The 10,147-nt window shown below is 37.2% G+C and carries 9 protein-coding genes and 3 pseudogenes; 8 read left to right on the forward strand and 4 right to left on the reverse strand.

The features are described from left to right. Positions 1 to 211: 211 nt before the first annotated feature. Positions 212 to 853, reverse strand: a complete 642-nt coding sequence (locus tag FTU06_RS16120; protein WP_004787586.1) for a TetR/AcrR family transcriptional regulator C-terminal domain-containing protein — start codon at positions 851 to 853, stop codon at positions 212 to 214. A 65-nt stretch (positions 854 to 918) separates the two neighbouring features. Here FTU06_RS16120 and tet(39) point away from each other — a divergent pair, with 65 nt between their 5' ends. Then, a complete protein-coding gene (tet(39), locus tag FTU06_RS16125; protein ID WP_180147589.1) occupies positions 919 to 2,106 on the forward strand; it encodes a tetracycline efflux MFS transporter Tet(39) in 1,188 nt (395 codons plus the stop codon). Between the two features lie 247 nt (positions 2,107 to 2,353). Here the strand turns inward: tet(39) and FTU06_RS16130 are convergent, their stop codons facing one another. Then, positions 2,354 to 2,644 carry a hypothetical protein gene (locus FTU06_RS16130; protein ID WP_180073097.1) on the reverse strand — a complete coding sequence of 97 codons (291 nt, stop codon included), beginning with the start codon at positions 2,642 to 2,644 and terminating at the stop codon, positions 2,354 to 2,356. Beyond that, complete coding sequence (locus FTU06_RS16135; RefSeq protein ID WP_180073099.1) at positions 2,644 to 3,285, reverse strand: AAA family ATPase; 642 nt, start codon at positions 3,283 to 3,285, stop codon at positions 2,644 to 2,646. The genes FTU06_RS16130 and FTU06_RS16135 overlap by 1 nt, the downstream gene beginning before the upstream one ends. 944 nt (positions 3,286 to 4,229) lie before the next feature. Between FTU06_RS16135 and FTU06_RS16140 the strand changes: the two are divergent. After that, positions 4,230 to 5,069: pseudogene (locus tag FTU06_RS16140) on the forward strand (restriction endonuclease subunit S); the annotation flags it as partial. Positions 5,070 to 5,077: 8 nt separating this feature from the next. Here the strand turns inward: FTU06_RS16140 and FTU06_RS16145 are convergent. Continuing rightward, the gene (locus tag FTU06_RS16145; protein ID WP_257234450.1) at positions 5,078 to 5,539 is read right to left on the reverse strand and encodes a hypothetical protein; all 462 of its coding nucleotides are present in this window, start codon (positions 5,537 to 5,539) and stop codon (positions 5,078 to 5,080) included. 379 nt (positions 5,540 to 5,918) lie between these two features. On the opposite strand from FTU06_RS16145, the gene FTU06_RS16150 reads away from it, so the two are divergent. The 6 genes and pseudogenes from FTU06_RS16150 to FTU06_RS16175 form a co-directional block, all read left to right on the forward strand. Continuing rightward, on the forward strand, positions 5,919 to 6,233 hold the full coding sequence (locus tag FTU06_RS16150; RefSeq protein WP_174560948.1) for a type II toxin-antitoxin system Phd/YefM family antitoxin: 315 nt from the start codon (positions 5,919 to 5,921) through the stop codon (positions 6,231 to 6,233). Further along, complete coding sequence (locus tag FTU06_RS16155; RefSeq protein ID WP_174560947.1) at positions 6,230 to 6,517, forward strand: type II toxin-antitoxin system RelE/ParE family toxin; 288 nt, start codon at positions 6,230 to 6,232, stop codon at positions 6,515 to 6,517. The genes FTU06_RS16150 and FTU06_RS16155 overlap by 4 nt, the downstream gene beginning before the upstream one ends. A gap of 138 nt (positions 6,518 to 6,655) precedes the next feature. Further along, positions 6,656 to 6,868, forward strand: coding sequence for a hypothetical protein (locus FTU06_RS16160; protein ID WP_136144253.1), 213 nt, complete (start codon positions 6,656 to 6,658; stop codon positions 6,866 to 6,868). A gap of 1,773 nt (positions 6,869 to 8,641) precedes the next feature. Beyond that, positions 8,642 to 9,712, forward strand: a complete 1,071-nt coding sequence (locus FTU06_RS16165; RefSeq protein ID WP_257234451.1) for a hypothetical protein — start codon at positions 8,642 to 8,644, stop codon at positions 9,710 to 9,712. 120 nt (positions 9,713 to 9,832) lie between these two features. Continuing rightward, positions 9,833 to 9,904, forward strand: a pseudogene (locus FTU06_RS16170) (type II toxin-antitoxin system HipA family toxin); the annotation flags it as partial. A gap of 134 nt (positions 9,905 to 10,038) precedes the next feature. Then, positions 10,039 to 10,147: pseudogene (locus tag FTU06_RS16175) on the forward strand (dihydropteroate synthase); the annotation flags it as partial.

Genomic DNA, 10,147 nt, shown 5'->3' on the forward strand with positions numbered 1-10,147 from the left:
GATACAAGGTCTTTAATTTGCTTGGTAAAGATGCTGGTTTCAATAAATAACATGGACTCTTTATACGTCAATGGCGTATTTGAATTTTAGCAGTTTCCATAACAAAAAACGAGAGCTGGTAGATCTCGTTTCGCATAACAGCCATTATGTTAAATAATTAAGGATAAAAGCTTTATTACTAAATAGAACAGTTGCTTAAAGCAGTATAGAGTTAAGTTTGCATTTTAATATCAAGTTGTCTTTCAGCACCGATAATCACCATACGAATCCCATTTTCAAAAATGTCATCCGCATTCATATTTTGTAAGGTATTCACTCCTTGGAGCATGAGTGGATATATAGTTGGATCGGCTTCGAATGGTGGGTCTGATCTTATTTCTTCTTGCTGCTCCTCAAGGACCCACCCAACAATAAACCTTCCTAATGTCATAAGTAATGCAACTGCTTCAACAGGAGAAAACCCAGCATGAGATAACAGCGCAACTTGGGCCTCAATCGTGTTGAAATGTCCTTGACTGGGGCTAGTTCTTGCATGTAGACGAGCACCATCACGGTAAGCTAGTAGTGCTCGACGAAAGCTTACAGAATTAGCGAGCAACCAATCTTGCCATGTCATCCCATCGATGGGTAAAGAAACTAAATGGTGTTCATTTATAATGGTTTCCGCCATTGCTTCCATTAACAAGGATTTATTCTTGAAATGCCAATATAGAGTTGGAGATTTAATACCCAATCGTTGAGCTAGCTTGCGTGTGGTTATTGAATCTATGCCTTCTTCATTCAACATATCCAATGCGGTACGCAGGACTATTTCACGTGTCAGACGTTGAGGTGCAATATCTTTTTTACTCATAAATCTATCACTGATAGGGAGTGTGTGAGAGAATATTAATTCTATCATTGCTAGAGAAGGCATTTGTGAAGAAATCATTGAGCGTGATTTTAATCACTATATTTCTGGATGCTGTTGGGATTGGTTTAATTATGCCGATCTTGCCTGAATTATTACGGTCATTGGCTGGAGCTGAAGCAGGCGGTGTTCACTATGGTGCTTTATTAGCTGTGTATGCTCTGATGCAGTTCATTTTTGCACCTATCCTTGGAGCGTTGAGTGACCGATTTGGACGTCGACCTGTATTAATTATTTCAATTGCTGGTGCAACGGCTGATTATCTCCTAATGGCTGCTGCTCCTTCTCTATTGTGGCTATATATTGGTCGTATTTTTGCGGGAATTACAGGTGCCAACATGGCTGTTGCAACAGCTTATGTTTCAGATATTACTCCAGCCCATGAGCGTGCAAAAAGGTTTGGTCTCCTTGGAGCTGTCTTTGGTATTGGGTTTATAGCGGGTCCGGTAATAGGTGGAGTTTTGGGTGAATGGAACTTACATGCACCGTTCTTTGCTGCTGCTTTTATGAATGGGATTAATTTAATAATGACAGCAGTCTTATTAAAAGAATCAAAACACAGCAATAAAATGACTGAGAAGGTTCAGGAGCAATCAATATTAAAGAAATTATCCTATTTGATCACTCAACCTAATATGGCTCCATTGCTTGGTATCTTTTTAATTATCACATTGGTTTCACAAGTCCCCGCAACTTTATGGGTTATCTATGGGCAGGATCGTTATGGCTGGAGTATATTTATTGCAGGTGTTTCCCTTGCTAGTTATGGAATATGCCATTCTATTGCACAGGCTTTTGCTATCGCCCCTATGGTAAAGAGGTTTGGAGAGAAAAATACGTTGTTATGTGGAATAGCTTGCGATGCAATTGGTTTTCTTCTTTTATCTATTGCTGTTGAAGAATGGGTGCCTTTTGCGTTGTTACCATTGTTTGCCCTTGGTGGAGTAGCCGTTCCTGCTTTGCAAGCAATGATGTCCAGAGGTATTAGTGATGAAAGACAAGGTGAATTACAAGGGCTATTAAGCAGTTTTAATAGTCTGGGGGCTATAATTGGTCCTGTATTAGTTACTAGCCTCTATTTTATGACTCAGGCATCAGCTCCTGGAATGGTATGGGCATTAGCTGCAATACTTTATGTAATCACCCTACCCTTATTGCTTAAGTATCGCCTGAATAAATATTCTGGAGTTCCATAAAATATTTAATTTATTGGTTTAAAAACTAATGGATTCTATAGTTTATCTAAAATTAACATAATACACCTTATACGCAATGCAAATTTTTATTTTATATAAATCATAGGTTTACGGTGTATTAAAAAGCCCAATCACACCCGATTGGGCTTTTTTAATGATTGTTCACGTTCCACGATCAATAACTGAGCAATGTTCCACGTGATTATGTAATTAAACTAACTTATTTATGTTAAATAACTTACGTAAGTTATTTAACTTCATTTAGAACTACTTGTTGAAGTTCTTCATCGGAGAGATTTTTAAGTTGATGTATAGCTGCTTTTAAGATAATGGAACGATTCGCTTTAGCAACTCGACAAGCAACGAGTAATTGATCAATTTCTTGGTTGACATCTTCTGTTAAAGAAAAAGTATATCTCTTATAGGTTTGATGGCTAGGCTCTATCTTTTTTACACGCTTTGAAGCACCTTTTATAAAATCTTCAATTTGATCTTGGTTAGAAGATTGATCAGCTTTTTTAAGTCCTTTAAGTGCCATCAAAATTCTCCCAAGAACTCTTTTGCTATGAGCTCAATTTCTTGTTTCGCTTTTTCATCTGATGACATTTCGAATACTGATAATCCATTTTCATCTGCATCATCATAAATATTACGATTACACGTAAAATTATTTAATGGTATGAGGTCAAAAGATTCACAAGCTTCTTTTGCATCTAGAATACGTTGTGCTTGGCTAGGCAAAGTTGGGCATTGTGTAATGACTGCTCTTGTATAAAGATCTGGATTTACAGCTTTTGCTAATCGAATTAATTTTTCAACATGCACAAGAGTTTTGAGGTCTCTTCTTTTAGGTCGAAATGGAAGAAGCATATGTGTTGCTATAGTCATAGCAGAGCGTAAAGCTTCAGAATCCTGGCCACCTGCATCGATGATAATGTCTTGATAGCGTTTGGAAAGATCTAATAATATTTGTCTAATATTTCCAGCTGCTTGTACGGATGGAATGTTTTCAACTTTATCATTCTCATCTCTTTCTTTAATCCAGTCTGTAGTTGTACCTTGTGGATCTGCATCAAGTAATAAAATATCTCTATTTTGAGCTTGTAAGTACACTGCAAGATTTTGGGCTAGACAACTTTTGCCTGATCCCCCTTTTTCACCACCAACTAAAATAATCATATTTATGTAACTTACGTAACTTATTTAACTTAAAATTATAAGAGATTTTTAATCAAGTTCAATAGAGTTTTTTGACTTAGTTAAATAACTTACATAACTTATGTAAGTTATTTAAAAATCTTTTTTCGGTCAATGTTTTATAATGATATAAAAATTAAAAAAATCCAAAAAAAAACCGTCTCAGGTGTTGCTATCTGAGACGGTTTTTTCTATATTTGACGGTACGCAGTTATTTGATGTTGACGCATCATTTAACGAAGATCAGCAGAGCCAACAACTCGTGCAGATTTCACCGAAAGGCTTGTACCTAAGAAATATTATTACTTTTTTTAATATTTTTGCAAGCTGTTAATTGAGAATCCTTCGTTATTTAGAATTTTGTCGCCCATCAAATAAGCAACAAATTATTGTGGTTGAGTAATGCACTCCAATTTTGTTCGATATCGCTTGTTCTGCGTAGCTATGGAAGTTTGTAAGTGCGTGTTTATCACGGCTTCTGTAGAGCGATTCATGTATGCAGGAGGATAAGTGACGGCAGGTACATGAATTACAAGACGATAATGTGCAGTAATGCACTAGTCGCCCTCTCAGCTGATGTATGCACTAGGGGGGGATCGCAGGGAATACGCCAGTACTTCGCAGAATGGTAAGTTGGGGAAACCCTCGCCGAGTTGCGGGGCTGGTGAGAGAGAAAGGCGTGTGTAGGACAGAGACCCAGCTCTGCAAATACTCTCTTGTGCTTGTGACTGAAACGCAATCCAAGCATACCGATTGAAGGCGATAGCGGCTCCATACCGTGAGACCAAACGACTTTCATAGGTGATATTCCGAATACCTTTAGCCAGTTTTTGACTTGGCGAAGGTAGGGTGAATATTACCGAAATCTGCTCCTGCTCACCATCCGTGAGGAACGAACGGTGGTGAGCAGGAGCAGATGAGAACATTTATTTTTGTTTCAACATGCCCTTGAAGTGAATTGGTTAGGTTTAAATGAGGCTACAGGTGTACCAAGTCTAAATACAACTTCGATTTATAATGTTGATATAAGTATTCCCTCAAAAGAAGAACAAACCAAAATAGTTACTTTTCTTTCTGCTGTGGATGAAAAGATTAGCCAACTCACACAAAAACATGAACTGCTCAGCCAATACAAGCAAGGTATGATGCAAAAGCTGTTTAGTCAGCAGATTCGTTTTAAAGCGGATGATGGCAGTGAGTTTGAGGAGTGGGTTGATGGAAAGCTAGGTGATATAACAAATATCCAAGGTGGATTTGCATTCAAAAGTACAGACTTTGGAAAAGGTGATACTAAGGTTTTAAGAATAGGTGATATTCAGAAAAACATTGATCTTGATAGATTTGAAGGTATTACGTCTTCAGAAATACCAGATAGTCGTTACCTTGTATATAAAGACTCAATTGTAATGGCTTTGTCAGGTGCAACATTTGGAAAACTTGGGAAAGTTAAATCTGGATCAGCTTTCATTAATCAACGGGTAGCAACTTTTACTTCCAAAGAAAAATCTATTAATGAATTTTTATACCAAGTAATGCTCTCACAAGATTTTTATAATTACATTCAATCCATACCATCTGCTAGTGCACAACCAAACATCTCAAATCAAGATGTGATTAATTACAAATTGAATTTTCCATGTCTCGAAGAACAAACCAAAATCGCTAACTTCCTTTCCGCGATTGATCAAAAAATTGAAGTGGTGGCACAGCAAATTGAACAGGCTAAGACTTGGAAAAAAGGCTTGTTGCAGCAGATGTTTGTTTAATGAAAAGGTTATGCCGAACAAGCTTTAAAATCCTTAATTTTCTGCTCAGGCATACCTAATTTAAACATTCTGTTAAGCTCAGAAATTGCATGTTTTAAATCTTTTTCAGGAATATTCTTAACATCAAAATATTCAATTTGGCCAAACCGAGCTTTATATAACGCAATTTTTTTTATTCTGTGGCATTGCATCTGCACTGTTGAAGACATAATCCGATCCATTAAATAGAATAAATAATACGCTGTTATCTGCACACTATCTTTAATCATAAAGCTTTGATTTTTTGTGCTTTTAAAATCATATAGTGTTTCATCAATACAAATATCTGCATCTATTCCACCTAGTGCAACATAAATATTTGCAGAATAACTAGGATTGTATGTGATCAGACTATCAGGCTTAACAAGACCATTTTTAATGAATACATCATCAAAATTTTTGACTAAGGAAAATATATCATCGTAAACCACTTTATCCGTTGGTTTTAGTATGTCCTTCTTTGTTGCTACTGGTAGAAATCCTGATCACCATAGATTTTCCAATTTAGCCATAAGAATAATGCCACCAATAAACTCTTCACTTATCTCTAAAGTGTTTGATTTATTAGCTAGTAAAGAATCTATGTGATTTTGCATTTTTTATACAGTGTCAAAATGCTTTTGTTTTTAGTTTCCTCTGGCTTTGTTTCACAAACCTTTAAAAATCAGTGCCTTGCAAAATGTTTATGCAACAAAGCCGTATTTATCGAGAATTTTGTTTAAGAAAAACCTTTACAAAATTATCTTTGATTAATTCTTTTTAATGTCTAAAATAGACAAAATGCCTACTTTTTAAATTGAGGTTTAAAACATGCAAGTTATTACAGCGAAAGATGCTAAATCTCGTTTTGGTGAATTATTGGATACGATGCAAAGAGAGCCTGTCTTAGTTACTAAGAATAAACGTCCAGTTGGTGTTTTTTTATCTTTGAAAGATGTGAAAGGTACTCACTTAGAAAGTCTTTTTGATATTGAAAGTGATGATTATGAAGATTGGGAAAAAGAGAAAATAGCAGAAGCCCTAAATTCTTTGAAATCACATCCATTACAAACGACTGCAATGAAAACGGTACACGCTACAGCAATGCAAAAAGCACGAGAATTAGTAGCGAGCCGTAGCAAATGAGTTATGAAGTTTCTTATTTGCCACAAGCAGAACAAGATTTAATTGAAATTTTGGCGTATGGGATCGAAAACTGGGGTGAGCAGCTAGCTGAAAGTATGTACCTAAAAATCACTGATCAGTTAGAAACACTCTACTTCTCGCCAAACCGAACAAAGAGAAAAGGGAGTTTAGGAACTAGAGAAATGCTGATTGTTGACAGCCCGTATCGTGCCATCATTCAAGTTGATGAAGACAAAAAAAAGGTATTCATTCTCAGAATTTTGCATACATCTAGGAATGTTTGATTAAACCTTTTTAATTTTACGCACAGTTTGCGCTAGATTTAATTTTTAGAGTGATGGGTTGGTAGATTATATCTAAGCAAAAAAGTCGCTTAAAACGCAAATAGTGAGCATTTAAAGCTATATTTAAATAGGTGAGTAGTGAGTGACGAGCTAGAGTTGAGTCCAAACTCAAAATATATTAGTGAAATATACACGGATGAATCAGAGCTTGAGATGCTAAAAATGGATTTAGTTATAGTCGCTGATACTGTGGATGAATGGTTGGAAGAAAATACACCTATAGACCCAGATATTTGTCGTTATATGGGGATGCTGTTTCTGTCATTAGCTAACAGATTAGAGCCAAATTAAAGATGAAATAAGGCAACCCACCTCGTTTCGACATTCTGTTGGTTAAGAATATCCGAGGGGGTCTAAAATGCTTATAACGTATGCACCGTAAAATTTGACGCAGTATCAATTGCCAACCAACTGATACCAAACTTTAAAACGCTGAATTTATTCATAAAATCAGAAAATATTTATCCTATGGTGGATAACAACCTCGAAAAACTATGTCTTCAGAAGTTTAGTTTAGTCCGAGCGACCAACTCGAACAGCAGGGGAGACCAATCCCCATTTAACCTTTTTGATTTCCCTGTGACATTAAATTCACAGCCTTCAAGCACTTTTACCATGCAAGAAGTAACACACTCAACTACAGTCCCCTGTAGCCTCAACATCACTCTTTCGCAAAACCACGATTCCCTTAACAAGCCATTTCTGACAACGGTAGCTATGGTCTTTTCCCAACTTTAGAGAGCTTAAATACTTTCAAAGAAACTATTTAAGCCTGCTCTAAAGAAACGTCCTATTCATTCACTTACTTAATGGATATTCCAATCCGATTAATAAATCTCCTGTGATTATAGATCCCTATCTATTTCACAAAAGACGAGCAAACTATTCAGACGTTTAACGGTACAACTTCGGCAAAAACAACTTACCTTATATGCGCTACTAAAGATCGCTCCAACACATCTATGCCGATAACTTAAAATAAGTTATTCAAATACTTAGGTGACAAAACCTAATGACATAAAAGTGCGTCCCAAGTTATCTTTTGAAGTCTTAACAAGCAGTACGCCCATCCACTAATTTTCTAAACCTTTTCCTTGCTTTTCGGTACGCAGTTCCAAAATACCGATTCCGCAGTTTAAAAAATATCATCATGGGTAGAACACTTACTTAGCACAGTCGATGAGGATCTCTCCCCACCTTTAACACGTTTAAGCTATACATCGACCTTTCGAGCCAAAATGGAATATCATCACGACAAATTCACCACCTGACCAAAAAGTGCCACTCTCGCCAGCTTTCACCTTGATCGCCTGTACCCTCTCGAATACCGCAGAAGCCATCGTGTGTGCCACGCACCTCGCCAAACCCTAAAGATTCAGCGAAGAACGGTAGTTATTAACGCTACTCTCCATCTATGGATTTCACTCACTATTTCTTCAAAAGCAGGATTTCAGCCCTTTCAGCCTAGAATGGGGTTTAACCCATTCGCCACCTTTCGGTGATTCCGTTTCCTTGTCGCCCAACTTCAAGAACCAAAACAACTATGAAGTGGATTGAGTAGAATTTGAGGGTAGGCAAAACAGCACCACCCCTCATCAGCCCTCATCAAAACGTACCGAGCCACGGTTAAATGGCAGTCCGCTTCGTCAAGCAGTTTTCAGGCTGTCAACCTTTCCACTGTGAGCTGTTGAAAATCAAAATTTTTAGTGTGCCTAACGGCACACTAAAAAACGGTCAAAGGTCTTTTAGGTGCGTTGGTCAGACACACTTCACAACTGATGAAAAAATCATAATGCACAAAAAATATGCTGTCTATAGTCGATTTGCAGGAACTACTTATTACCCTCTTACAAATACCGTCTAGAAGTCTTTAAAACTTGCTTCGCAAGTTCACCATAGCTTCGCTATGGAAAAAGCAAAAAACAGCTAAAAACCAAAAATCCTTTTACTCGATTACAATGCTAGTTTTTGATCAAAAAACAGCGTATTTTGTGAATTAACCCTTGATAACAATTATTGGAAATATTTTGGATGATAATTTTTAGTCCACACACAAAATTTACAATGCAACGGCTCGCTGACCATGTTGCCAATGGCGCATATTTCTATTTCAACTTTGAATATGACAGTTCTAAAAAATCAATTGATTCTTTGTTGGAGAAGATGACAGAACGCTACGAGTTAGGGATTTCACCAAGACAACGTTCTTACCGCCTAGAAAAGGGTCATCCTATTTGCACGATGATCGTGCAAAGGGATGTATTTAATGAGGAAAAATGGTTTCTGTATTTCTTATTCACTACGCCTACAAGTAGAGATTTCAATACTTTCAACGGTATTGAGATTAATAAACTTGCCAAAGAATCAGAACGTTTAAAAATTGAGAAACTTAAAGAGAAGTACAAAGGCTTTAAGTGGGATCTCGATTCGATCTCAGCAGAAATGACGCTGATAGCAGATTACTTCAAAGACAATGAACCCAAAATGTTCGTCTTAAAAAAACCGATTGCTGTAAAACCCACTGCCCTTATGACTTTGGAGCTTTTTAGAGATACACATAAGACTTATAAACAGCTTGTCTTAGGTGATGAGAAGGACTACAAAGACCGAGTAAGGGCTTATACGTGGACTTGGCGATACACTAAACAAAGTGTTGAAAAAATTAAGAAAAAATTTATTGATACTATTCATAAATTGGTTAGCCAAAAGACCACAGCTTCGGCAGAGAAGAACCGAGCAGACCTAAAAAATCTTTTTTTGCTTATGGAAACATGGTCAGTCTTTAAAGCAAGCCGTTCCCAAGCAGGTCAGATACTTCACTTTGCACATCGTTTCTTACAGAAGCGAGCAAAAAGCACATGGAATAAGGTGGACTTAACACCACCGCATTTGACTTATCTGCCACGTTTGCCGACCTATGCCGATACGATTTATGAATATAACTATAGACGTAATCTTTTTGATGAACATGGTGTTGAAGTGCCTTTAAAACTCATCAAGGATTACTATGGGGGTGGCTATTACAACACGCCAATTAAAGCCTATGTAGCCAAAGAGTTAGAGATGCGTGAGAACGGCAAAGCTATTGCTAAAAAAGCTGATGAGCTTTACTTACAAGTGCTTGAAGATGAGTAAATCCGCTAAGAGAAGCTATTAAATATGGACTTTGAATAGGTTCTAACATGCAATTCGTATAAGAGATTTTATGTTAAATCGATAATCAAAAAGCCCATGAAAGTAAGCCTTTTTTCATCCGGTTATGTGCCACCTTTTGATTTTGAAGCAATGTACTATGATAAAATTAATCCGTTAGGTCAGGTGGCCTAACTTAAATAAAAAAGTCTCCGACAAACCCGGTACGGTTCAGATCACCGCAAACAGGTTACTCGCCTGGGGATTCCCTTTCGACCCGAGCATCCGTATGAGACTCATGCTCGATTATTATTATTATAGAAGCCCCCATGAATAAATCGCTCATCATTTTCGGCATCGTCAACATAACCTCGGACAGTTTCTCCGATGGAGGCCGGTATCTGGCGCCAGACGCAGCCATTGCGCAGGCGCGTAAGC

It is taken from the genome of Acinetobacter sp. YH12052, assembly GCF_013419835.1.
GTDB classification, from domain to species: domain Bacteria; phylum Pseudomonadota; class Gammaproteobacteria; order Pseudomonadales; family Moraxellaceae; genus Acinetobacter; species Acinetobacter amyesii.

Excerpts from the sequence above, each read along its gene's own strand:
- FTU06_RS16130 (WP_180073097.1), bottom strand. The coding sequence starts at position 2,644 with ATGGCACTTAAAGGACTTAAAAAAGCTGATCAATCTTCTAACCAAGAT.
- FTU06_RS16120 (WP_004787586.1), bottom strand. The coding sequence starts at position 853 with ATGAGTAAAAAAGATATTGCACCTCAACGTCTGACACGTGAAATAGTC.
- FTU06_RS16135 (WP_180073099.1), bottom strand. The coding sequence starts at position 3,285 with ATGATTATTTTAGTTGGTGGTGAAAAAGGGGGATCAGGCAAAAGTTGT.
- FTU06_RS16165 (WP_257234451.1), top strand. The coding sequence starts at position 8,642 with ATGCAACGGCTCGCTGACCATGTTGCCAATGGCGCATATTTCTATTTC.
- FTU06_RS16155 (WP_174560947.1), top strand. The coding sequence starts at position 6,230 with ATGAGTTATGAAGTTTCTTATTTGCCACAAGCAGAACAAGATTTAATT.
- FTU06_RS16150 (WP_174560948.1), top strand. The coding sequence starts at position 5,919 with ATGCAAGTTATTACAGCGAAAGATGCTAAATCTCGTTTTGGTGAATTA.